This is a genomic window from Desulfosediminicola ganghwensis (assembly GCF_005116675.2).
GTDB lineage: Bacteria > Desulfobacterota > Desulfobulbia > Desulfobulbales > Desulfocapsaceae > Desulfopila > Desulfopila ganghwensis.
This window is the reverse complement of record NZ_CP050699.1, coordinates 2340795-2365928: the sequence shown is the minus strand read 5'-3', so window position 1 is coordinate 2365928 and position 25134 is coordinate 2340795. Positions and strand designations below refer to the sequence as shown.

Genomic DNA, 25134 nt, shown 5'->3' with positions numbered 1-25134 from the left:
TGAACTCTTTTGTACTTACACTCGTGCCTCAAAAACAGGCGTCCTCGCCCACGCCCTTTTACTGCATATAAAGCCCACTCGTTTACTATCTGGTGAGAGCGGAACCGATTACGATTCTCTGCACCTCACTGGTTCCTTCATAGATCTCGGTGATCTTGGCATCGCGCATCATGCGCTCTACCGGAAACTCCCTGGTATAGCCGTAACCACCAAAAATCTGAACAGCCTGTGTACTCACCTTCATTGCGGTTTCACTGGCCATCAGCTTTGCCATCGCCGACTGTTGAGAGTAGCCGAGGCCATTACTCGCCCGATAGGCAGCGTTATAAACCAGCAAACGCGCTGACTCCACCTGGGTAGCCATATCTGCAAGTTGAAACTGAATGCCCTGAAAACTGGCTATGGAGCTATTAAACTGTTTGCGTTCCCGCGCATAGTCCACAGCGGCATCCAGTGCGCCCTGGGCAATGCCCAATGCCTGGGAGGCAATACCAATTCTCCCGCCATCAAGGGTCTTCATCGCCACCCGAAAACCTTGTCCTTCTTCACCAAGCAGGTTTTCCCTGGGGATACGGCAATCTTCAAAGACCAGCTCCAACGTAGGTGAGGAGCGGATCCCCATCTTCTGCTCTTTTTTGCCAAAACTAAACCCCGGGGTGCCTTTCTCAATGATAAAAGCACTTATGCCATGATGTTTTTCAGCCTCTTTGTCTGTCCGGGCAAAAACCACATAGGTATCGGCATCGCCGCCGTTGGTTATAAAAATCTTTGAACCATTGATTACCCATTCCTCGCCATCGAGACTGGCCACGGTTTTGGTACCACCGGCATCCGATCCCGCCCCAGGCTCTGTCAACCCGAAAGCACCCATTTTCTCACCGGAAGCAAGAGGAGCCAGATACTTCTGCTTCTGCTGCTCGGAACCGAACAGAAATATGGGGTTGGCTCCCAGGGAAAGATGGGCCGAAAGTGTCACACCAGTGGATGCGCACACCCTCGAAAGCTCTTCCACAGCAATTGCATAACTGATGTAATCGGCGCCGGCGCCGCCATATTCTTCAGGAAATACGATGCCCGTCAGGCCCAACTCTGCCAGCCGATCAAACATCAGTTCCCGGTCAAAACGCTCATTTTCATCGCGCTCACCTGCAGAAGGTGCAACTTCTTTTTCTGCAAATTCCCGTACCATGCTGCGAATAAGCGCCTGTTCTTCCGTTAGTTCAAAGATCATAAACCACTCTCCAGTTGATAACCTGAGCAATAAGTGAAATCATGCAGAAATATTCCCCCTTATATATCCCTTGTTTACGTAAAGGTCAAGAATTTTTCACATCGAGCGGACATCGCTTTACACACACAATCTTTACAAAACCATCTAATTAACTATTTTTATTTGACACCACTTCATCCCCTATGCTAACTTGTTCTGAAAAATTACGTAAAGGTAAATCCCAAGAGTTGCTTCAACTAAATTTATTCCTGATAAGGTTGTTTCAGAACGGGGTGAACCTTTCACCAGGTATCAGCCACACTTATGAAAAATGCCCGATTATCCAAGGGTAATTTTGTAGTTTTATGAGGTTAAAAAAATGTCCAGTAAAAATGAACCGTTTGTACAGATCGGTGAGTTAGCCAAACGGCTGAATATCACCACCAGAACAATACGGTATTACGAAGAGATCGGACTTATGGGTTCGAGTGAACGGTTGGGCGGTGGCACCAGGACCTACAACCAGGATGACGTGCTGAGACTTAAGTTTATTCTCAAGCTCAAGCAATTAGGAATATCTCTAAAAGAAATTCAGGAATTAAGTGATATATTCGACATCAACGCGCAAAACTTCAACACCATCACTCCTAAGCTTATCGAAATCCTCGATCAACATATCTCCAAGGTAGACGAGAAGATGGCAAGCCTCTCCTCACTTCGCAATGATATTGTTGAATATCGGGTTCGAATAACCGAAATGTTAAACAGCCGATAACATTTTTTTGCAGTCGATGAATTGCTCAGACAGTCCCCACCACTGTCTCAGGCAAAACGGCTGTGCCTCGTTTTCTGTTATCCTGAAGCCATACAGCGTCGTAATCAACGCCTGAACAGCTTGTTACTATAGCAACCACAACCGAGCCTGGTCGCCAAAGATATCAATTGTTCTTTTTGCACTCAATGAACATGAACGTTGGTAGTTTTGACAAGCGCTGGTAATCCGCAGGAGAAACCTCTTCGATCATCTTGTCTGGTATACCCTCGCTGAAATTCGAGATATATAGCCCAGCCTCTGTAATCGAACCGAACAATTCGGTTAAGGAACGCCTGTAAAACTGAACATCGACCGGATTGCCGATAGTATCCCAGGTCTCGGTAACGAGTTCCCTTCTGAAATAATTCCCCGAAGGAGATGACTGAAAATCCATCATCGGGTGGTGGGTTGAAAAGAGAAAGGTTCCATCATGCTTCAGCACCCGATATATTTCCTGAAAAAGAGGCGCCAGCTCCTTAATATAGTGAACAGCCAAAGGACAAATGACAAGATCATGGCTAAAGTCGGCTTCCTGCGGCAACCCCTCACTCACATCCTGGATGTACGTTTTTATTCTTGAGCCAAACTTTTCTTTCACCCGTGCCACCATCTCGCTGGAAGCATCTACCGCGGTAACCTCTGCTCCGCGCTGCAATAGTATTTCTGCGTAAACTCCGGGACCACAGCCAAGATCAAGGACTGATTTGCCAGCCACATCGGGTAACATCGACAGCAGGGATGGCCGCTCGAAACGGGCATTATAGATATTATCCTCTATAGCACGCTCATATTCTCGGGCATAACGGGTATACATTGGAGCTTTTTTCATATTCGGCGTTGTCTTCTTTGTATTTTTTAACCTGATTACCTCAATTCTTCAGCTTGAAAAGGTGATCAGATAAACGTGAGCTGTGACCAATTGGCAATCGTACCAGTCACCGGAATCATTATTCAACCGGCTTTTGGAGAAGACCTTTCAGCTTTATGTTGTTACTCCTCACTCTTTAGAGCTGAGCGTTAGTGTATATTTTTATTAGTACAAAGCTAAGGGAAACAATACACCTGGATACTGAAAGTACCAAAAAAGGCCTGAAAGAAATTCAATTCTTTCAGGCCTTTTGGGGTCAATGGGTAACAGAACAATCGTATCAGATCGATAGATCTATAAATCTACATACCTTACTCGTCAAAATCGATCTTCAGGATCTTGTCGCCAGGCTGCAATGCCGCCCCGTTCTTGGCGGTAATGACGGTAACGATACCGTCGATTTCGCTGACCAGAGGAGTCTGCATCTTCATCGCCTCCATGATGGCGACCTTGTCTCCACGTTTCACCTGATCACCCTCAGCGACAGTAACCTCAACAAGGTTGCCGGCAAATCCAGCGCGCACATCACCCGCCATGGCCAGATCCATGATCTCCTCTTTGCTGAGCTGTATGCGGGCTGCAGCTTCGCTACCGTTTCGCTCAGGCTGGAAGGTATACACCATAGGATGATGGTCAACGTTCATATAGACCGCAGTCTCACCGGTATCCACCGTTGGGGATGGACCAATCTCAACGATGTGCTCTTTACCTACCAGGTCAGTAAAGTAAAGGGTGTCACCAACTTCAAAACCACCCTGACGGTAAAAGATAGATGGCGGCAGCACATAGGCCATGCCGTACTCTTCTTCAAACTTGAAAAAATCCACCGCGTCGACGGGATGCTGCAGATAGAGTACCAGCTGCCGATCAGTGGGTTCTTTGCCAATTTTTTCATGCAGGGCCGCCTTCTCCTCGGCAAGATCGATGTCGGCAATTGTATCCACACCACCTTCACTGGCGAGCTGCTCTTTCCAATCTTCACCAAGGACCTTCTCGTAAATCCACTCCGCCGGCTGGTAGAAAGGAAACGGACCATACTTGCCGAGCAGCAGGTTCTTCAGGTCGCCGGATGGATTGCCGTAACGCTCTCCGCCAAGCACGTTGGATACCGCAGTGGTCCAGAGAATCTGGGAACCCGGAGTAACCGACCAGAAATTGCCGAGATCTTTTTGAACTCTGGGCAGCTCCTTATGCAGTATCTCAGGCATCTCTTTCAGGAATCCACCCTTCACAGCCTGCTCGAGGCTTGAGCCCATGGCACCACCAGGCAGTTTATGGATCTGCACTGTCGGCTGAAAACCTTTGATCTGAGATTCAAACTGCTGATAATGCTGACGCTCGTCACGAATGATATCAGAGGTGGCAATCACCGCCTCTTCATCAATACCTACAGGATCAAAGCCATGCTCTTTCAACACCTGAATAACTGTCAGTACCGGTGGCGGGCCGTAAAAACCGGTAAAAGCTGCGTCGGCCGCATCGATAATGGTCACACCTTTAATCACCGCCTCGGCAATTCGTCCCACATCATTGCCATCGGTATTGTGACCGTGATAATGCAGAACCAGATCAGGAAAACGCTGTTTGATCGCATCCACCAGCTCTCCGATCCTTCTTGGGGTGCCAAGACCACCATGATTCTTGATACAGAGCACTGCCTCCGGCCCGGTAACATCCAGTATTTCCTGTACTTTATTCAGATAAAATGCATTGGTATGCTCATCACCGGTTGAAAAACACAAACACGGCTCACTGATTTTACCTGCAAGAGCAACCTCTTCCAGCACTGCCTGCATATTGGGTACGTGGTTGAGGAAGTCAAACACGCGCCAGACATCCACATACTTGGCAAATTCCCGCACAGTAAAACGAATTACATTCTGTGGATATGGCCGATAACCAAAGAGGTTCACACCCCGACAAAGGGTCTGAAACATAGTGTTCGGCATCTTCTCCCGCAACAGCTCCAGCTTGGTAAATGGATTTACCTGTTTTTTAAGCATATCCACATGGACGGAAGCGCCACCGGTGATTTCCAGTGAATAATATCCCGCCTTATCCCGCTGCTCCGCCGCCAGTAAATCGGTGTGCAGGAGAATGCGATTTTTGAAATCGGACTGAGAGATGTCACGGGCGGTATTGGTTATGTAATAGCTCTTGGCCGCACGAAGTTTTTTCAGCACCTCGCCCGCCGATGTTCCCTGAATAATTCTTTCCATGATTATTTTAAATCCTCACGTTTTTTAATGATCAGCGAAATCAAGATACGGAAAATTACGATGCAAACGGATTCTCACCACGGTGATGAATCTCTGCGATCAGTTTGGCGAGCTTGCCTGCTTCCCCCACCTCTTCTTCATAGTGGAAAAGATGCGGGTGGGTATCGAGATATGAGGTATTGAAGTCTCCCTTTATGAAATCCGGGTCATCAACAACATTCAAGTAAAACGGAATGGTGGTCTTCGGTCCGACAATGGCAAAGTTTTTGAGACAACGCTTCATACGCTCAACGGTTTCATCCCAGGTGAAACCATGCACTGTCATTTTCACCAGCAGTGAATCGTAAACCTCTGGAATTTCATAGCCCTGATAGACAAAACCGTCGAGGCGAACCCCGAATCCACCTGTGGAACGGTAGACGCTCACTTTCTTGCCGCCCTCAGGCATAAAGTTGTTTTTCGGATCTTCGGCGTTGATGCGCACCTCGATGGCATGGCCGCGAATCTGCACATCTTCCTGCCCGAAAGAGAGTTCGTAGCCAAAAGCAAGCTTTATCTGGTTCCTTACTATATCAATACCAGTAACCATCTCGGTTACAGTATGCTCAACCTGGATTCGGGTATTGATCTCCATGAAATAGTAGTTGAAATCCTTGTCGATCAGAAACTCAACGGTACCAGCGTTAAGATAGTTTGCAGCTTTGGCAGCTTTGACAGCAGTCTGGCAGATCTTTTCAAGCAACTCAGGGTTGCCCACACGTGAGGGAGCAATTTCGATCAGCTTCTGGTTACGACGCTGGATAGAACAGTCGCGGGTGCCAAGGTGCAAAGTCTTACCAGCCTTATCGGCCAGGATCTGAACCTCGACATGCTTCGGATTAATCACAACCTTCTCGAGATAAACTGAGTCGTCATTGAACGCAGCCAGCGCTTCAGAACGCGCCACAGGAATCTGCTCAATTAACTGGAACTCATTTTCAATCAGCCGGATTCCCCTGCCGCCACCGCCGGATGTCGCCTTCAGCATAACCGGATACCCATACCTGGCTCCAAACGCCTTCGCCTCCTGGACACCGGCATCACCATGGGAGAGGTTTTCAGTACCGGGAACCATCGGAATGCCGGCATCAGCCATGATCTGACGGGCAATGACTTTATTGCCCAGATCGGAAATCACTTTCGATGACGGACCAATAAAGACAATACCCTCTGCTTCACAGGCTTTGGCAAATTCAGGGTTTTCCGCAAGAAAGCCATAGCCTGGATGAATCGCATCAGCTCCTGTCCTCTTGGCTGCCTGGATCACCTTGGCAATATCGAGATAATCTTTTCTGGGACCATCTCCCAGCAGCACAGCTTCATCAGCCAGACGGATATGCCTGGAACGTTCATCAGGTTTTTCAAATACCGCGACAGCGGTGCAGTCCAACTCCTGGATCGCACGAATCAGTCGAATGGCAATTTCCCCTCGATTGGCAACAAGAATTTTTTTCTTCAAAGCATTTCCCGAGTGTAATTGGATGATTAGGAGACTGAAACTACTAGCCTGCAGAACGACAGCAGAGAGAATCTGCTGCGGGCGAAAGTAATGCGCCTAATACGCTGCTGTTACCTGGATAAAATTCTGTGAAAACAGCCTAGAGTTCAGGATTACAATACGACAGGAATGCACCCGCAGCTAATACAGGACTCCACAAGTGCATTATACTGATTTGTTTCAACGCTAGCAAAAAACGTCTATTACCCGTTATTCACGTCCGCAGCAGGACCTGCAACCCAGTACCGGTAGCGTACTTCAACACCCTCAGGGACATAAATTACCACTGGCAGACGACTGTTGTAGCGAATCATGAACGGTTCACCACCGATAGGAATAAAACGCTCTGTTTTTTCTGCGTTCGGATCAACAGCCATCAGCGTACCGGCCATCGGCCCGAACTCTTTGACCAGGTAACGGGTATAACCCCACCCCTGAATGGTCTCGCTCTCTATTTTACCACCAAAAAAGTATTTATTCTGGGTATCTACTTGGACGGTTTTGCCTACAATAAGCTCCACGCGGTAGTGGGATTCATTTTCTTGTGCGGGAAGGTTCAAAACATAGCGGACCAGCCCTTCTTCAGCCTCGGGAAAGGCTTTCATGTTGTCCGCCGCGTGAAGCGCAGACGTTGATAATAACAAAGCTAATATACTCGTCAATAAAAAAAATTTCATTTTCATGCTCTCACCTCATGCGCCTGCGGAGGATGAGGGCTCCGGAAAATCGACCATCAACTTCTGCCTGCGCTCTTTATTAGTGTTATGATTTTTCCGAACTCATCAATAAATTCAGATAATTGTGCCTCATTGACTATAAGCGGCGGATCAATCCGTAATGTAGAACCTCGATTACCGATGATATACCCCTTGACTATAAGACTGTTGTAAATTTTGTCTGCCAGACCTTCATCAACCAGATCAATAGCAAACATCAAACCCCTTCCACGAACAGCCCGTACAATCTGTCCATCGACAAGTGATTGTAACTGCGCAAGGAACAGGAATCCTTTTTTCTCTGCTTCGGCAATAAGATCACGTTCTGTAATCTCAGCCACAACCTGGCCGGCAATAGCAGCACCAAGCGGGTCATTCTGATGTGACTGCGAGTACTTAAAAGGCTTTCGGGTCAACTCCCGTGCCACTTCGCCACTGAACAGAGCAGCACTAACTGGATAACCGTTCCCTATCCCCTTACCAAGCGCAATCATATCCGGCACCAGCTTGTAATGCTGGTAACCATACCAGCGGCCGGTACGGCCTACCCCGGTCGTCACCTCATTGACGATTATCCGTCCCCCATTCTGCCGCACTTTATCTACTATATTCCGCACCAGCGGTTCAGGAGGAAAGCGGACAAAACCGGAGGAACTGCCCGGCTCGAAAATAAAATCCGAAACCTCAACCGGTATATCACCAAGTGACGGACAGTCAGTATCGCATGTGTCGTTTTTTTTGCACTGCCGGCAATAACTCCAGTCAAACAGATACCAGTCCCGGCTTCGATCTGTGGCGGAGCTGTATGCACCAAGATAGGCGTCGTGGAAGGTCATCGATACTTTCCTGCCGGTCAGGTGACGTGCAACCTGCCGTGCCACTTCTATGGCCTCACTCCCCGAACAGAGAAAAAGACATTTTCCATCTTCCAGGCCACAAGTGTCAAGTAGTTTTCCGGCTGATTTTCCGATCACACTGCTGGTGTAACAAAACCCCGCGTGCATGATCGAATCAAGCTGGTCTTTTGCCGCTTCGATAATTTTCCTGTTACCGTGGCCGACAGAAATACACCAGACACCAGACTCAAGGTCCATGTACCGTCTGCCATTTTCATCAAAGAGATAGACACCATCAGCCCTGACGATATTATCCATTTTCATTTCATGCCCGGTACAGTTTAGTACGTGATTCATTGACTCACACCACCTTTAGCCTAAATGAAATGCAGCAGAAATTATTTCAGAAGTATGTCGTTAAGTTATTCTCACCCAGATCAGGAGAAACTAATCCCATCACTTGAAACAGTTCTGATCTCAGGGCCAAAACTTCGAATATTACATAACGTTTTGTTGTGATGTTCCCGTATCCGGGCTGCTTCCATATGCTCTTTATCGTGGGTTGTGTGTGCATCCTTTACAATGTGCACCGAAAAACCCAGAGCGGCAGCACGTCGAACGGTGGTATCGACACAAAACTCAGATGCATATCCGCAAACAATCAGGCTCTCGACACCATAATCGGCCAGAAGCTGTTGCAAATCTGTGCCCTGGAATGAGTCCGGTGTTGTTTTCCGAACGTAGTGATCGGTATCACCAATCTCCAGATTGGCCTGAAGTTTCCAACCATCTGCTCCAGACTCCAGCACGGTACCAGCCTTTTCATGCTGTATGAAAATAACGGGCTTACCGACCAATCTTGCAGCAGCAGTAACTCTGTTAATGTTTTTTACCACAACATCAGCCTCAAATGGTCTCGGTTCCGGATCAAACAGGCCACTCTGAACATCAATAACCAGCACTGCAAATGACATATAAAACCTCTTTGAATTGTTGAATTCCAACAAATATTGAACAACTCAAGCATTATTCTTCATCGGGAATGCGCCGTCTGTTCAGACCGGCTCAAAGGGTGCAACTTCAGAGTGGAATCGAATATTACACATTTCCCTGCAAAAGATCGACAGCTCAATTCCCGATATCGCTCAGAATTTGTCATCAACCGATCGCCAAAGCAACACGTTGCAACCTTCTGCAACGAAAAAGGTGTTCTAAAGGTTGCTCAAACGACAACTGCCCAACCAGCAGTCGATACAAGTTGATACCGAATCGACCTCATGGAACTGCCCCAGCAGGTCAGAACTGCATTGTTATGGCGGTTTATTCAGCACATCCACAGCAGCAATCAAAAAAAAACACCTGGCATAAAAAATAGATTAATCACTTCATTTCACGACATAAAAAATTCAGAAAATCGATGTTACTATTATTCTCACGGTGACAGAGTGGACGATACTGTTGCACTTTTCGCAGCCAAAGCTAGAATAGGAAGCCGTTCGGGGAGAAACTTTAGCAGTTTGACAGAACGTAGCCGCCGTCCCAGGTATGCCCCCACAATCCATTCATCACGCGATAAATAACCGCACATCCACCTTGCAGGCCGGCACAGCAGTTCCCAGAAATTTTCCTATGATCCAACGCTACGTATGCTCAATTTTAATGCCATATATGAAGTTATCTGCATTTCAGACGATGAAGGAACACTCATCTATGCCAATACCGCTTATGAGACAGGTCTCCATGTAGCCAAGGAGAAGGCGCCTGGAGAATCGTGAAGCTAACGGAGGTCCGATGATATCGAGTTGTATAAATGTGCGAACAATTCTCGTTACAGCTTTTGTCTGTCTGATGCTTTCCTTTCAGACCATTCATGCTGCCGATATTGAATATCCTCAAACACGGATTATGGCAGCGACTGCCAATCATGCTGGTTCAGTCCATGTCACGGCACTTGAGAAATTTGCCGAAATCCTGGAACAGGAGTCCAAAGGCAATGTAACCGTAACCCTGTTTACCGGCGGTTCCAAGGGGGACGAGCTCGACAATGTCAAACAGCTTCGCACCGGAGAACTCCAGGTCGCAGCGGTTGCCACCAGTGATCTTGCCCCATTTGCACCTTCTGCAACCATAACTGTACTGCCCTATCTTTTCCCTGAAATTGAGAAGGCATATACGCTTTTTGAGAATAACAACTTCATAACGGAGCTCGGCGATCGGGTGGCTGCTGAAAGTCTCACCCGACCTCTTGGCTGGATGATCAGCGACTACAGGTCACTGACAAATTCCAAAAAACCGATTACCCGAATTGCTGATCTTCAGGGTCTGAAAATCAGGGTCCCGGAGGTGCCGATTCAACTCGAATTGTTCCGCTCCTGGGAAGTAGAGCCACATCCTCTCGCATGGTCCGAGACCGTCAATGCCCTGGAACAGGGCGTTGTTGACGGGCAGGTAAATCCTCACTCCGTCAATCGTGACCAGAAACTCTGGGAAGTTCAAAAATACGTCACCGACCTGCACCATATGCTGTGGGTTGGTCCGCTGCTGGTTTCCGAGCGCTGGTACCAGAACCTTGAGCCCAACTTGAAGGCCCTGATTGATCGTGCCGCCCGCAAAGCAGTTGCCCACCAGTGGCAATGGGCTGACGAGCAAAACCGGCTGGCACTTCAGGAATGTCTGGACAACGGCATGCAAATCACCCGCCTCAGTGATGAGCATGAGTGGAAAGCACGTGCCCGAGCCCTCTGGCCCAGGTTTTACAGAGCAGTTGGGGGAAAAGAAAATATCGACCGCGCGCTGGAAATCATGAATACGCCGTAATCTTCCCAAAAGACCGGATTGCATTTTTTACATACTAATAGCTATGAAATAATTATCAAATTACCCTTGAAACTCAGCACTGCAATCCAAGTTGTGGCGAGAGGACTGATTTAATTTTTCTTTTTTAAGCCCGGAAACAGATTTGTTTTCACTGGACTACGTGAAAAAAGATCAGTCCTCCCTGCACTTCCTTTACAATCAATCTGGCTCCCGGACGAGTTGCTGAGCATTGGGCAAAATTGTGGGGGTAATCAGAAAGATTTCTATCGAAATTTCGAAAAATATGCCTGCATGTCTCTGCTGACCATAATGATCATGTGCCTTGTAGTTCAGATTATAACCAGAGCCTTTTTCAGCACTTCCTTTGCCTTCACAGAGGAGCTTTCTCGCTCCACCTCATGGATCAGTATCAATTTCTTTCTGGTTTGGGTTTGGGCATGCTACGACACCCATCTGATCGCTTCGGAATTTACTGAGATCTCTCCAACCCTCTTGGTAGTTATAGCCCACGTCGAAATTGTTATTCATGCCTGCTTCCTGCCTATCAACATCCGCATCGTTGAAAAATTCATCAGCAAGTACAGGGAAGATCTCAAGGCTGTGAAAAGCCTCGTTGGCAGAATGCCTGGTAGCCTCTTACCAACCTCGGTGTTCTCATCCCTCCCGGTAACCCGATGATCATTTACGCAATTATCGACAACCTCTCCGTTACCGCAATGTTTGCCCCTGGTGTTAGCCCAGGCCTTCCAACCATGGATTTGTACACAATTTGTTACCCGCCACCCTTGTGTTCTCATCTCAGTTGTTTAATAATACAAATCAGTTCCAATGTCCGGTTTGCCGTTTCACTCTTGAGCGCCTGCCCTTCCGACCAATAAAACAACCGAAAATCAACCACAACAGAAAACATGAAGTCTCGGACCTGTAATCTATTTGCCACCTTACTCAATTGTTTATTTATTTTATTTCTGGCGGCCTGCTCCGCTCCGAACAAGCAAGTGACCATTAATGAACCACCAACTGAACCATCCGTTATTGAAGAAGTGCTGCCCGCACCCGACCTCAGCCCTCAAGAGCCCATCATCGATGAACCGGCAAAAATCATCATCAATCCCGAAGCTGTCACTGGCAGAAATACGAGCGTGATTGCCAGACCTGCGACTGAGATAATCGGAGAGATCGAACCTGTCACCATAGTTCGGGCAAAGATGATAAAGCAGGCCAGGATAGATACAGGAGCTACAACTTCTTCTCTTGATGTGGAAGACTACACTGAATTTGAACGCGACGGCAAAAAATGGGTCCGCTACCACCTGCTGGAGCGTACCACGGGTGAAGTGGCTGAATTGGAGAACAGGATTATTAAATTTGTCCTGATCAAGAGAATAGATGCCGAATCCCATCGGCGACCGGTTATTCGCCTCAAGGTTCGCCTGGGTAATAAAACCCTTACCGAAGAGTTTACTCTTGCCGACCGCAGCCAGTTGGACTTCCCGGTGCTCATAGGCAGAAACATACTTGACAGTAATTTTATTGTGGATGTCTCCAGAAAGAACACCACTTCATCGATGGCTGAGGAGTAATTGAGTGAAACAACGGCTACAACTTATCATTATCGTTACCACCCTCGTTGTTGTTGGCTTAAGCTCGGCGATCTACAAGCATTATTCTCTCGGTTTTTCCTTTCTGCCTTCTGAAAGTATCCGAACCTGGACTGTTGAATCCGCCATAACCTTTACCGCCAACGACGGTCCGGTTGAAATGATTTTCAATCTGCCCAACACCTCCGATAATATTGCTGTTCTTGATATGTCGAGCATCGACTCAGGTTATACCTTTGAGTTGATGGAAAACCAGGCCAAGTGGAGTCGCGAACAGGCAAAAGGGGCCCAGAAGATATTTTTCAGAGCCACGGTTTCCAGCTTAAAAGGCGGTCAGGACCTGGTGCCATCATCCTTTAAACCGTATGCACGGGAACTCAAGGAACCAGCCACCACTGCAGCAAACAACATAATAGCAGAGGTTGAGAAAAGGCTTGAGAACAGAACAAACAGCCCATTGATCAAAAGTGAAACCATAAAAAGTGAAACCATAACAAAAGCCATTTATCTGCTTACGGCACTGAACAATACAGAATCACCGGACACGAATGTTCTCATCAGCGAGGCAAAATTTTTCCCGACCAAAGCCAATCTTGCGGCGACTGTGCTGAACAAGGCAGGCATCAAGGCACGACCTGTTCGCGGCATCAACCTGGTTCGGGACCAGAACAACGCCAGCCTGGATACCTATATTGAAATCGTTGACAACAACAAGCTGGTACTCCTTAATCCCACTACGGCCCAACCGGAAAGCAGAGAAACATTCCTCAGCTGGCAAATTGATGATGAACCTTTGCTCGACCTTATTGGCGGTAGTGGTGGCAAGGTTGCAATTTCAATCCTTGGAGGCCGGATGGCTGCGGAACGCGCCGCTGTACTCCATGGCCATCAATCCGGCAGCGTATTAATCGATTTTTCCATCTACAGCCTGCCGATCAAAGACCAGAACACCTTCAAATTGTTGCTGCTTATCCCCATAGGCGCGCTGGTGGTTGTCGTCCTCAGAAATCTTATTGGCATTCCAACTTCCGGTACATTTATGCCGATCCTGATAGCTCTGGTCTTTTTGCAAACCAAGTTGATAGCAGGACTTGTGCTGTTCATTACTGTAGTGGGCGTGGGACTGGTGCTTCGTTCCTACCTCAGTCATCTGAACTTATTACTGGTACCTCGAATATCAGCGGTACTGGTCTTCGTAATTATCATTTATGTGGCTATCAGTGTCGGCAGCCATAAACTGGGCATTGCCGGAGGCATGCAGGTCACCTTCTTTCCGATGATTATCATCTCCTGGACTATCGAGCGAATGTCTGTACTCTGGGAAGAAGAAGGCCCACGCGACGTATTCAAGCAGGGTGGCGGCAGCCTCTTCGCGGCAAGCCTTATCTACTTTGCCATGTCGAATAGTTACCTCAAACATCTCACTTTTTCGTTTCCCGAGTTATTACTGGTTGTACTGGCCATCATCATCATGATTGGCTCCTACTCCGGCTATCGGTTGACTGAGCTGCGCCGCTTCGAGCCACTCGCCAGAGGGGAATAGCCATGTTTTTTGTTTCACCTGCAAAATTACGCAAAGCTGGTGTGGTCGGCATGAACGGCCGAAATGTTCAGCTGATCGCCAGAAACAATCGCCGCAGCCTCTACCCGCTGGTCGACAATAAAGTTAAGACTAAAGAAATCCTCGCCAAGGCAGGTATTTCAGCACCCAAGCTGCTTGGTGTCGTCCATCACCAGGGTAATATCCGTGAACTTGAAGATTTCCTGCAAAAACACCAGGCCTTCGTCATCAAACCTGCCAAGGGGAGTGGCGGCAAAGGAATTCTTGTGGTCTCTTCCCATACAGACGGAGAGTATACCAAAGCGAGCGGCGAAACTATCGGGCTCCGCTCGCTCCAGCGCCATTCCTCAAACATTCTCAGCGGCCTCTACAGTCTTGGTGGAGCCAACGATGTAGCAATGATAGAGGAAATGGTCCATTTCTCTGATACATTTGACGGATTCTCTTTCCAGGGAGTGCCCGACATTCGCATCATCGTCTATAAAGGCTTTCCGGTGATGGCCATGACCAGGCTCTCGACCAAGGCATCAGACGGAAAAGCAAACCTGCATCAAGGTGCGGTTGGAGTCGGGCTCGACTTACAAACCGGACAGGCCCTGCGTGCTGTCCAGTTTGACCGGCCAGTGAGCCACCATCCTGACACGGGAGTTGCACTGCAGACCTTCGAGGTACCACTCTGGTCTGACTTTCTATTGCTGGCATCACGTTGTTATGAAATCACTTCGCTCGGTTATCTTGGTGTTGATATCGTACTCGATAAACTTAAGGGCCCAATGGTACTCGAACTGAATGCCAGACCAGGCCTCGCCATTCAGATAGCTAACGGCAGTGGCCTGCAACCGAGGGTCGATGCCATCGATGCCATGCAGTCCCTGGTGATATCCAATCTCAGTGCACATGAACGTGCCGAACATTCCATGGAGCATCTATCCAAAGTTTAACTACACAAAAGGCATCGAGGAAACAATCAGAACCATGAAATTCACTTCAAACCTGATCTGTTGCTTTCTTATATGGGCCTTTTTGTTGGGCTCGGGAGTAGAAATTTCCCGCGCAACAGAGACCATCGAAGATCATAGTGACACCATCACTGAACCGGCTACGCAGCCTGTAGAGCAAGAAACGCCGGAAAAGGATGTTGATGAGGGTGCTGCTGTCCAGGTACCTGACGATCAAGTCCATCAGGATCTTGCTGAAACGTTTAAGGTAAAAGAGGCTCAACCTTTTGAAATCATCGGGCACACCGTTGCCCCAGGCACGACCCGGACTCTGGAATGGCCTTCTCTGCAATCACCGCTCGGCAAAAGAATTGAGATACCTGTAATCGTCGTCAATGGTGCTAAACCCGGCCCCGTACTGGTAATGACTTCGGCGATCCATGGAGACGAGCTCAACGGCATTGAGATTAACCGCCGTTTCCTGCATGAGCTGAACCCCAAGAGGCTGAAAGGAGTTGTAATTGGCGTACCAATCGTCAACCTTGAAGGATTCTGGCGAAAAGAACGGTACCTGGGCGACCGCAAAGACCTGAACCGCTATTTCCCCGGTAACGAATCAGGCTCACACCCGTCCCGTATTGCCCACAGTCTGTTCACCACCATAGTACAGCGGGGCGATATGGTCATCGATCTCCATACTGGTTCATTCTATAGAGAAAACCTGCCTCAACTGAGAGTTGACCTCACTGTTCCACAAGTTGCTGAGCTGGTAACAGGATTCGGCGCCGTTACAGCACTTCATAGTGTTGCTCCTGCAGGAAGTCTCCGTGGGGCAGCAACAGATGCAGGAATCCCCACTATTGTTATGGAGATCGGTGGACCACTGAGCCTTGAAACAGATAAGGTTGAGGTGGGTCTGCGCTCAATTCGAAGTTTTCTGCAATCTGTTGGCATGCTAGATAAAATCACCCTCTGGCCAAGCCCACAGCCAGTGTTTTATGAGAGTGAATGGGTTCGTTCCAATTCAGGCGGCATCCTGATCAACAAGGTACAACTCGGGGAATCTGTGAAAAAAGGCGCATTGCTGGCAGAAATCTCCAACCCGCTTGATAACACCACTGTAGCCATCCACTCACCCGTTGCCGGTACAATCCTCGGCAGAGCGCAAAACCAGTTTGTCAGCCCCGGTTTTGCCCTCTTTCATATCGGCCATAAACGGTCCCTGGAAGAACTTGAGCAGGGCCTCGAAACCAGCAGGGCAGAAAATGAAGGGACAGATCGGGACACAGAAAACATAGATCAACCTGTTACTGATACAGCTACCGCAGAAACCGAATAATGAGGCCGCCGGCGGTACCCAGGAGGCTCACTATTTTCATATTATGACATTGTCCATTTTTACGTTTTCCTCAGTCAGCCGCCAGAACAGTATTTTCAACCCTTTCAGCCATACTTGACTAGCTTATATACCTGTTATTACTAAATTTAATCTTGACCTTTACTCTGCCTTATTACATAGTAGAAGTAATGCTCACCCGTATATAGACAGGCACAGTCTGGCCGGTCCAGCATCTTCTCACGTAAGGGTAATTCCATGGATATATCATCAGTACCCGGGAAATGTATTGAACTTACAGCACTTCCAATCAAGGATGGCAAAGTTCGCAGGCTTTTTATACTCGCAGACGGTAAGCGGACCGTGTCCGAGATCATCAGACAGGCAATGGTCGCTGAAAATGAAGGGCTGGAAGGGATACAGCAGTTATTGACACACAACTTTCTCGCCATTGGCGAGTCCGGCAGTGAAGCAGGAAAACACACTCCAGCTGCCTTTCTTAGACGAGTTACCGAGGAATTGGCCGAATTTGTAGGCCCTTTCGCCGCTGTGGCTATGGAACCATACGCCAGCCTGTTACAAAATGACAGCGACAGCGCACGTCAGGAGGTGATTGAGGCTGCCCTTGCCGAGATAGACAGCAATGAAGACAGACAAGAGCTGCTCAGCACCCTTAAACCTCAGGATTTGTCAGTTGATACCAAATAGTCAGGTAATTATCAAAATGGTACCCGGATCGGCGCTACCGATAGTTCGGCAGCGCCTTTTTTGTTTTCTGGTTCCCACCAATCCTCAGCCTTAAACCTCTCCCCCTCCCCGCTCGCTCTCGCACCTCACATCCTGGAACCGGATTTCAGCGGGTAATCAATTTTTGTGTTTTGGCTGAAAAATACAGTATCTGAGATTACTTGCTGCTATGACGTTCAATTAACTTCACTACACTAATACGCATTCTCTCCAAGGCCTTGGCGAGCTTGCCGATTTCATCTTCCGATGAAGTTTCAATTTTCTCATCAAGCCTTTTACCCACACTGATATCCGAGGCCCTCTTTTCCAACGCCCTAACTGGCAATACCACCTTTTTTTCAAAGAAAAACCAGATTACCAGCGACAACACAAAGATTCCGGCCACACCATAACCAAAGAGAGTCATGGCCGAGTTACGTGCATCATCAATTGCGTTTTGCACTGGAACATAGGTCACATAGGCGGCTACCACACTGCCGGCGACCCAATTGTAGCCATTTTCCGTGCCATACATATTTCGCTGGTCCTCAGGTGCATCGGCAGGATTACCATGACAACGAAGGCAGCCCTTTTTCACCTCAATGGGCTGAGCATAATAGAAAAAATCCTCTCCATCTTTCTCCATTATTCCTGATTTTCGCTCTAAACTCTTATTTTCATTAAAATCGGTAATAAGCCTGATTTCATCGATGTCAGCCTTGTTTGGAGTATAGAGCGGGTCTACAGTTGCCTGTTTAAACCGGTAACCCGGCAGCTTTTGCTTAAACTCGTCCCACACGCCCCGGGATATGGCAAAACCGGACATGAGGGTCGGATGAAAGCGCTCTTTATCAACCATATCCATGATAAGAGGTCGCTGCTCAGTCCTGTAAAAAGCCAGGGATGACTCCAAAAATGCCGATACGATATCCCCCTTTTTCTGTGCTTCGTCCAGTGCTGTGTTAATAGTGAACGAGTAACTCAAGAAAGCAAAAGCACCTGTCGCAATCAGACTAAGACAGCCGATAACCAAGATAAACCGTACTCTGATACTCATACTCCATTCCCCTCGGGAAAAATGGTAGTGCAACTCAAATGCATATACGAATATGCGCTTCTGACAACCTGGCATACGCCATAACGATTAAAGCTTATTAGTCCGAATTTATTACAATTTTATTGCAATACTATTTTGTGGGATCACAACTGTCAAGTATAGCATTTAATTAAATACCTGTTTTTTTTCAACCTATTCTGCCCGCCCCGTAAACTTTTTCGGCACATGTATCGAAAAAGTTTTTTATTCGCAATTTCCATCTAGTTCCGATAAGGTAACCAAAGTTATCCCAGGAGAATAAAATGTAACCGTAGTTATTTTTTCAAACTTTGGAGGAGAAATGATGAAAAAGCTTTTCGTATCGTTGGCAGTATCGACAGCGATGGTCTGCGCCAGCTTTAATGCTCTGGCCGCCGACAACACCCTGACAATCGGTATCGCCAAGGAACCGGCGAAACTCAACCCGGTCCTGATTCCCGGTGTATTTGGTGAAGCACTTGCCGGCAACATTTTCGACACCCTCATTTCTTTTAAAGAGAGCCCTTCCAGTCCGGCACCAGCCCTGGCTGAGAGCTGGGATATCACTCCGGACGGCAAGCTCTACACCTTTAAGCTTCGTAAAGGCGTAAAGTTTCACAACGGTATGGATTTCACCGCAGCAGACGTCAAGTACACCATCGAAGCGATTATGAACCCGGACAACGCCTCGCCAAGCAAGGAGTTCTTCTCCCCGATCGAGAGCGTGGAAGTTGTTGACGACTATACCGTAAAGCTGCACCTGAAAGATCCGTATGCCCCGCTGATGCTCGCCTTGGGAAGTGCCACCTCAGGCATTATTCCTGAGAAACTGGTAACTGAAGTTGGCATGGATGAGTTTGACAAGCATCCGGTTGGAACCGGTGCTTTCAAGTTTGTTGAGTGGCTGCCCGATGAGCGTATCGTGCTCGAGAAAAACAGTGACTACTTCTTAACTGAACCAAAGCTCGACAAGGTTATCTTCCGCCCTATCCCCAAGCCTGAAGTTATGGCTGCCGAGGTTGAGTCCGGCGGTATCGATATCGCCCACCGGCTGCTGCCCCAGGATGTTTCCCGTCTTGAAAGCTCCGACCGCGTGCAGGTTATGACCATCCCAGGTCTTTCCAACTCCTACCTCGGTTTTGGCGTGAACAAGGCACCGTTTTCCGACCTGCGCTTCCGGCAGGCCGTTTACTATGCAGTCCCTTTTGAGCCTGCCATCAAAGGTATCTGGAAAGGCGTTGGCGAACGTTCCTACTCCTGGATACCCAACGGTGTGGTTCCTGAAGACACCAACTACATGAAAGAGCATGCCCTGCCGCATGATCCCCAAAAAGCCACCGCCCTTTTTGACGAGTTGAGACAAGAGGGAGTGTTGCCGAAAGGATTTGAGTTCTCCATCTACACCTCCCAGAACCCGTTCCGGGTCAAAATTGCCACCGCAGTTGCCACCGAGCTTCGCAAATATGACATCAAAGCCAAGGTCGAATCTCTGGAGTGGGGTACCCTCTTCCCGATCCTCAAGGGCAACGATCTCGGTATATACGTAATGGGTTGGGGTTCTGTACCCGATCCGGATCGCTGGACCTACAAGATCTTCTACACCGGTTCTTCCATGAACTTTTCCAAATACTCCAACCCCGATATCGACGCAGCGCTGGACAAGGGTCGCGTACTGGTAGACGTCGCGGAGCGTGGTGAGCAGTATAAAAAGGTTATGCGTACCGCCCTGGCCCAGGAATATGTGCACATTCCGCTGGTCTTCAAGAGCGTTACCGCAGTCACTTCCAACCGGGTGAAGGACTTCGCGCCTTCCCCGCAGGATTATTTCCACCTGGTGACCGAAAAACGTAACGTAAGCGTTCAGTAGCAAACAGAGCGCAATTGCTGTAACTCCGGCGGGATATTCACTTTTCCCGCCGGAGAGATCAAGATTTCAAGAATCAATTAAGAAATCACAAGGGACAACACTGTGTTCAACTACACCATCAGGCGACTCTTGATGCTCATACCGATACTGGCTGCCATATCGGTGATCATCTTCGCCATTTTAAAGCTCACCCCGGGTGACCCGGCCATGATCCTGCTGGGGGACCGTGCCACCGAGGAACTGTTGCGTCTGACCCGGGAAAAATATGCTCTGGATCAACCATTTATCGTGCAATACCTGAAGATGATGCAGAACTTCCTCACCGGGGAATTGAACTCCATCTACTATCGCGATAACGTGATTTCAGTGGTGATGTCGCGTATGATACCAACTCTTGAGCTCGGCTTTTCCGCCCTCTTTCTGGCGGTGGTGGTTTCCGTTCCGGCAGGCATCGTCTCAGCGATCAAAAGAAATTCGTTTTTTGATTATGCCTCGATGACCACAGCGCTGTTCGGCATCTCGATTCCGGTATTTTTCAGCGGTATTCTTCTTATCTATCTGTTTGCCGTAAAGCTCCAGTGGCTGCCCGCTTCCGGGTATGGTGGCCCAATCTATACCGTCGATGGCGCCAGGCACGTGCTGCTTCCCGCGCTCGTTCTCTCCTTTACCCTGATGGCCTCCACCACCCGAATCACCCGCTCGGCCATGCTCGATGTGATCCGCGAAGATTATATTCGCACCGCCCGCGCCAAAGGTGTCAGGGAAAGCTCTGTCATTCTGGTGCATGCTTTCCGCAATGCTCTGATGCCAATTACCACCAATATCGGTAACCAGGTGGCACGACTGTTTGCCGGTGCGGTACTCACCGAAACTGTCTTTGCCTGGCCCGGAGTAGGCAGGCTTGCTGTCAACGCCATCTTTCGCCGCGACGAAGCACTGGTCTTCGGGGCAGTGCTGATTCTTTCGGTCATTTATGTACTGGTCAACCTGCTCGTTGATCTCTTCTATGGGGTAATCAATCCCCAGGTGCGTTACGAATAGGGGATATTATGCTGCGGGTTAAAACTTTTTATCTTTTTCTTTTTTCTTTTGTCCTGCTGGTGAGCTTCGCTCCCAAGGCCGGACAGGATCTGATCTCCTATTGTTTCTTCGCTCTCCTCACAGCCGCTACACTCTTCATGGCCTATGCCATAAATAGGAGTAACCAGCGCATGGCTACAAATAGAGTAAAAAGCTCCGGCCAGCTGATGTGGAAAAGACTTTCAAAAAACAAAAACGCCATGTTCGGCATGGTGGTACTCATAATCCTCATTTACGCCGCACTGCTGGCACCATTTGTCAGCCCCCATGACCCTCTTGAGACGGATTGGGGTGCCTTGTCCCAGGGCATGAGCAGCAGTCACTGGCTGGGAACTGACGATCTCGGCCGTGATATTTTTGCCCGCACCCTGTTCGGTATCCGGGTCGCTCTCGGCATTGGCATCACCGCAGTTATTCTCAACACCCTGATCGGTACCTTCCTCGGTCTGATCGCCGGCTATTACGGCGGCAGAACCGACTCAATCATCATGCGGTCCCTGGAAATCTGGAATTCCATCCCTTTTATCCTGCTGGCTATTGCCATTATGGCTGCCCTGGGAACCGGCGTGGGTAAACTTATCCTGATTGTCAGCCTTTCAAACCTGATGGCTTTTGCCCGAATTATCCGCGGCTCGGTGCTCACGGTAAAAGAGGCTGATTACATTGCCGCTGCCCGGGTTATTGGTATCTCCAACCCGGCCATTATCACGCGTCACATAGTTCCCAACTGCATATCACCAATTCTGGTAATGGCCAGTCTCTCAATCGGTGAAACCATCCTGGTAATTGCAGGCCTGTCTTTTCTTGGCCTTGGCATCCAGCCGCCGATGCCGAGTCTTGGGGGCATGCTTGCCAACGGTCAGCAATTCCTCCATGACAACCTGCTGATGTCGGTTGTTCCCGGTGTAACCATTTTGCTTATTGTGCTCTCCTGCAACCTGTTCGGCGACGGTATGCGGGACGCGCTTGACAGCAGACTCAACGCTTAGAGGTGACGCAATTATGAAATCACAGACAACACCTCCAATAACACCCTTACTGGAAATTAAAGATCTGCAAACCTGGTTCCACACCGAGGACGGTATTGTCAAAGGTTGTGACAAAGTGAATTACTCGGTCAATAAAGGTGAGACCCTGGCTGTGGTCGGTGAATCCGGCTCCGGAAAGTCGGTTACCGCCATGTCCATCCTGGGGCTTATCCCTAACCCGCCGGGCGAGATCACCGGCGGCGAAATTCTCTTTAGGGGCGAAAATCTGCTGGAATTGAACAGTAATGAAATGCAGCGCATTCGCGGCAACTCCATTGCCATGATTTTCCAGGAACCGATGACCTCGCTTAACCCGGTCATGACTGTGGGGCAGCAGATAGGTGAAAGTCTGGTTCTGCACCAGGGGTACTCCCGCTCCGAGGCGAAGCAGAAAGCCATAGAGTTGCTGGCCATGGTAGGAATTGCCGATGGCCGGGCCAGAGTGGATGAGTACCCGCATCAGTTAAGCGGAGGAATGCGTCAGCGGGTGATGATCGCCATCGCCCTGGCCTGCAAACCGGAACTCCTCATCGCTGATGAGCCCACAAGTGCCCTTGATGTAACCATTCAGGCCCAGATTCTTGAACTGATTGCCGAACTGCAGCAAAAAATAGGCATGGCGGTGATCCTTATCACCCATGATATGGGCGTAGTTGCCGAAACCGCGGATAAAGTAGCGGTGATGTACAGTGGCCAGATTGTTGAATATGGCAAAGTGAATGACATTTTCTTCAACGCCAGGCATCCCTACCTTGAAGGCCTTATAAACTCAGTGCTCGATATTGATGAAGAGATGGATATGCTCGACGTCATCGACGGCACGGTACCCGACCCGCTCGATCTGCCCGGGGGATGTAATTTTGAACCACGGTGCCCGAAGCGAATGAACTGCTGCAAAACCGAGGAACCACCCCGCACCAGCTTCGGCAATGAGCATTATGCCTGCTGCTGGCTCTACTCCGATACCAAGCATGAAGAGGTCCAGGAAAATGGATAATGAGAAAGTACTGTCTGTAAGAGATCTCAAGGTCCATTTCCCGGTGAAAAAAGGCCTCTTCAGGCACACTGTAGGCCATGTAAAGGCTGTGGACGGTGTCTCCTTCGACTTGTATCGCGGCAAAACCCTTGGCCTGGTTGGAGAATCCGGCTGCGGCAAAACCACCGTGGCCAAGGCACTGGTCAGACTTGTCGCCGCTAGTGGTGGTGAAGTCACCTGCAAAGGCGTGGATATTCTCTCCTGCAGTGAGGCAGAATTGAAGCCCTTCAGAAAACAGATGCAGATGATCTTTCAGGACCCGTTTTCATCGCTCGACCCGAAGATGACTGTAGGTGAGATCGTCGGTGAGGCAGTGAAGTTTCACCGGCCGGAAGAAGAGAGCGAGAAGCTGGTCCATGAATATATGGAACTGACCGGACTCAGAAGAGAATACGCCCAGCGCTATCCCCATGAATTTTCAGGTGGTCAGCGTCAGCGGGTGGGTATCGCCAGAGCGCTGGCCACCGAACCTGCAATCGTTATAGCCGATGAACCGGTGTCTGCACTCGACGTATCAGTGCAGGCCAAATCGCTGAACCTGATGAAACGTCTCCAGCAGCAGTTACATGTCAGCTACCTGTTCATCACCCATGACCTGTCGGTGGTCAAGCATATCGCCCATTCCATCGCTGTCATGTACCTGGGCAACATTGTGGAACTGCTGCCAAGCAGTGCCCTCCGGGACGGGGCCCGGCATCCATACACCCAGGCGCTCATTTCAGCTATCCCCGCCGCTTTACCGGGGCAGCGCAAAAAGCGAATAGGCCTTGAGGGTGAAATCCCCTCACCCATCAATGCTCCTGAAGGCTGCAAATTCCAGACTCGCTGCCGTTACGCTACTGCTATATGCAGAAAAAAGCAGCCCATGCTGGAGACAATCATACGAAGGGATCTCGAACCACACCAGATCGCCTGCCACCACTGGCAGGATATCAAACGTGATCAAAAAGCTGCGGAGGGGAAACAATGACCTTGATAGAACGCATAGGTACCCGCTACCAGGAGATGACCGCCAATGAAAAACGTATCTATGACCTGATGGCCAAAGACGCCAAGACTTTTGCCCTTCACTCGATCGGCAGAGTAGCATCGACGCTTAACATCTCAAAAACCACCTTGATGCGCTTTGCCACCAAAGCAGGATTTTCAGGCTATGCCGAGTTCAAGAAGGTATTGCAACAGGAAGTACTGCTGCAAGGTTCTCCGGCCAGCAAAATGAAGAGTGTCATCAACAGCCATTACCATCTTGATGCTGCAGAACTGTGTCAAAAAGAAAAAGAAAACATTTCCAACACACTGGAATCTATAGACTTTAACCGGATCGACACGTTGGTGGAAGCGCTCCTGCAGGCTGGTGAAATTCATACCATGAGCTGGGGAGTCTCCGGCCATCTGGCTGAGATCTTCGCCCTGCGGATGAAGATGACCGGTATTCGCTGCAACACAATCACACGTAAGCATGGAACTTTACTTGAAGAATCTACACTTTTACAAGCTGGAGATATATTACTTGTTTTTGAATTCCCCCCCTACAATCTTGAGGTGATTGAAGCAGTGCGAAGACTGGCTGATCGCAAAGTGCACATCTCCGTGATAACAGATTCGCCGCGTTGCCCCTTGGCAGAACTGGCTGAAAATACCTTTTTTTGCCCGACAGATGCCATGTTTTTCGGCAATTCATTCATTGGCCCGCTGTTCTGGGTCAACCTTGTCTCTTCCATGGTGCTGTATCGCAAGAAAGACAAAGTGATGGATATTCTCGAAGAACGTCAGCAGTTTTTTGATGATAAACGCTTTTACCGTCATTCATGACCAAACCTCGGAATTGCCTGCACCGAGTAATCGGTTTTATAATATTTTTTACCTGGC

At 48.9% G+C, this 25134-nt stretch carries 23 protein-coding genes; 15 read left to right on the top strand and 8 right to left on the bottom strand.

Annotation, left to right across the window (positions count from 1 at the left end; translation table 11 throughout):
- Positions 1–85: 85 nt before the first annotated feature.
- Positions 86–1231, bottom strand: a complete 1146-nt coding sequence (locus FCL45_RS10010; protein WP_136796291.1) for an acyl-CoA dehydrogenase — start codon at positions 1229–1231, stop codon at positions 86–88.
- Positions 1232–1589: 358 nt separating this feature from the next.
- Here FCL45_RS10010 and FCL45_RS10005 point away from each other — a divergent pair, with 358 nt between their 5' ends.
- Positions 1590–1985, top strand: a complete 396-nt coding sequence (locus FCL45_RS10005) for a MerR family transcriptional regulator (protein WP_136796290.1) — start codon at positions 1590–1592, stop codon at positions 1983–1985.
- Positions 1986–2148: 163 nt separating this feature from the next.
- Here FCL45_RS10005 and FCL45_RS10000 read toward each other — a convergent pair whose 3' ends face one another.
- The 6 genes from FCL45_RS10000 to FCL45_RS09975 form a co-directional block, all read right to left on the bottom strand.
- Entirely contained in the window at positions 2149–2853 is a 705-nt protein-coding gene (locus FCL45_RS10000) for a class I SAM-dependent methyltransferase (RefSeq protein WP_217907710.1), read from the bottom strand.
- A 350-nt stretch (positions 2854–3203) separates the two neighbouring features.
- Complete coding sequence (locus FCL45_RS09995) at positions 3204–5111, bottom strand: biotin/lipoyl-containing protein (RefSeq protein ID WP_136796289.1); 1908 nt, start codon at positions 5109–5111, stop codon at positions 3204–3206.
- Between the two features lie 55 nt (positions 5112–5166).
- Positions 5167–6609 carry an acetyl-CoA carboxylase biotin carboxylase subunit gene (locus FCL45_RS09990; RefSeq protein ID WP_136796288.1) on the bottom strand — a complete coding sequence of 481 codons (1443 nt, stop codon included), beginning with the start codon at positions 6607–6609 and terminating at the stop codon, positions 5167–5169.
- 242 nt (positions 6610–6851) lie between these two features.
- Complete coding sequence (locus tag FCL45_RS09985; protein ID WP_136796430.1) at positions 6852–7325, bottom strand: ecotin; 474 nt, start codon at positions 7323–7325, stop codon at positions 6852–6854.
- A 56-nt stretch (positions 7326–7381) separates the two neighbouring features.
- Positions 7382–8557, bottom strand: a complete 1176-nt coding sequence (locus FCL45_RS09980; protein ID WP_136796287.1) for a class-III pyridoxal-phosphate-dependent aminotransferase — start codon at positions 8555–8557, stop codon at positions 7382–7384.
- 80 nt (positions 8558–8637) lie between these two features.
- Positions 8638–9174 (bottom strand): cysteine hydrolase family protein, encoded by a 537-nt coding sequence (locus FCL45_RS09975; RefSeq protein WP_136796286.1) that lies wholly within the window; start codon positions 9172–9174, stop codon positions 8638–8640.
- A 672-nt stretch (positions 9175–9846) separates the two neighbouring features.
- Here FCL45_RS09975 and FCL45_RS24865 point away from each other — a divergent pair.
- The 8 genes from FCL45_RS24865 to FCL45_RS09935 all read left to right on the top strand — a co-directional run bounded on the left by FCL45_RS24865 (position 9847) and on the right by FCL45_RS09935 (position 17161).
- The gene (locus FCL45_RS24865) at positions 9847–9975 is read left to right on the top strand and encodes a hypothetical protein (RefSeq protein WP_267314015.1); all 129 of its coding nucleotides are present in this window, start codon (positions 9847–9849) and stop codon (positions 9973–9975) included.
- Between the two features lie 16 nt (positions 9976–9991).
- Positions 9992–11017 carry a TRAP transporter substrate-binding protein gene (locus tag FCL45_RS09970; RefSeq protein WP_136796285.1) on the top strand — a complete coding sequence of 342 codons (1026 nt, stop codon included), beginning with the start codon at positions 9992–9994 and terminating at the stop codon, positions 11015–11017.
- Positions 11018–11326: 309 nt separating this feature from the next.
- The gene (locus FCL45_RS09965; RefSeq protein WP_136796284.1) at positions 11327–11695 is read left to right on the top strand and encodes a hypothetical protein; all 369 of its coding nucleotides are present in this window, start codon (positions 11327–11329) and stop codon (positions 11693–11695) included.
- Between the two features lie 320 nt (positions 11696–12015).
- A complete protein-coding gene (locus FCL45_RS09955) occupies positions 12016–12600 on the top strand; it encodes an ATP-dependent zinc protease family protein (RefSeq protein WP_167495692.1) in 585 nt (194 codons plus the stop codon).
- Positions 12601–12604: 4 nt separating this feature from the next.
- On the top strand, positions 12605–14161 hold the full coding sequence (locus FCL45_RS09950; protein WP_136796282.1) for a UUP1 family membrane protein: 1557 nt from the start codon (positions 12605–12607) through the stop codon (positions 14159–14161).
- Between the two features lie 2 nt (positions 14162–14163).
- Positions 14164–15120, top strand: a complete 957-nt coding sequence (locus FCL45_RS09945) for an alpha-L-glutamate ligase-like protein (protein WP_136796281.1) — start codon at positions 14164–14166, stop codon at positions 15118–15120.
- A 34-nt stretch (positions 15121–15154) separates the two neighbouring features.
- Positions 15155–16456 (top strand): succinylglutamate desuccinylase/aspartoacylase family protein, encoded by a 1302-nt coding sequence (locus tag FCL45_RS09940; protein ID WP_167495691.1) that lies wholly within the window; start codon positions 15155–15157, stop codon positions 16454–16456.
- Between the two features lie 255 nt (positions 16457–16711).
- A complete protein-coding gene (locus FCL45_RS09935; RefSeq protein ID WP_136796279.1) occupies positions 16712–17161 on the top strand; it encodes a DUF8082 domain-containing protein in 450 nt (149 codons plus the stop codon).
- A gap of 196 nt (positions 17162–17357) precedes the next feature.
- On the opposite strand, the gene FCL45_RS09930 is transcribed toward FCL45_RS09935, so the two are convergent.
- Complete coding sequence (locus FCL45_RS09930) at positions 17358–18236, bottom strand: c-type heme family protein (protein WP_167495690.1); 879 nt, start codon at positions 18234–18236, stop codon at positions 17358–17360.
- A gap of 340 nt (positions 18237–18576) precedes the next feature.
- Here FCL45_RS09930 and FCL45_RS09925 point away from each other — a divergent pair, with 340 nt between their 5' ends.
- The 6 genes from FCL45_RS09925 to FCL45_RS09900 all read left to right on the top strand — a co-directional run bounded on the left by FCL45_RS09925 (position 18577) and on the right by FCL45_RS09900 (position 25077).
- A complete protein-coding gene (locus FCL45_RS09925; protein WP_136796277.1) occupies positions 18577–20121 on the top strand; it encodes an ABC transporter substrate-binding protein in 1545 nt (514 codons plus the stop codon).
- 102 nt (positions 20122–20223) lie between these two features.
- A complete protein-coding gene (locus tag FCL45_RS09920; RefSeq protein WP_136796276.1) occupies positions 20224–21162 on the top strand; it encodes an ABC transporter permease in 939 nt (312 codons plus the stop codon).
- A gap of 8 nt (positions 21163–21170) precedes the next feature.
- The gene (locus FCL45_RS09915) at positions 21171–22190 is read left to right on the top strand and encodes an ABC transporter permease (RefSeq protein WP_217907707.1); all 1020 of its coding nucleotides are present in this window, start codon (positions 21171–21173) and stop codon (positions 22188–22190) included.
- Positions 22191–22203: 13 nt separating this feature from the next.
- Positions 22204–23226, top strand: coding sequence for an ABC transporter ATP-binding protein (locus tag FCL45_RS09910; protein WP_136796275.1), 1023 nt, complete (start codon positions 22204–22206; stop codon positions 23224–23226).
- Positions 23219–24235: an ABC transporter ATP-binding protein gene (locus FCL45_RS09905; RefSeq protein ID WP_136796274.1), complete on the top strand. Its 1017-nt coding sequence runs from the start codon at positions 23219–23221 to the stop codon at positions 24233–24235. The genes FCL45_RS09910 and FCL45_RS09905 overlap by 8 nt, the downstream gene beginning before the upstream one ends.
- Entirely contained in the window at positions 24232–25077 is an 846-nt protein-coding gene (locus tag FCL45_RS09900; RefSeq protein WP_136796273.1) for a MurR/RpiR family transcriptional regulator, read from the top strand. Before FCL45_RS09905 ends, FCL45_RS09900 begins: the two co-directional genes overlap by 4 nt.
- Positions 25078–25134 lie beyond the last annotated feature (57 nt).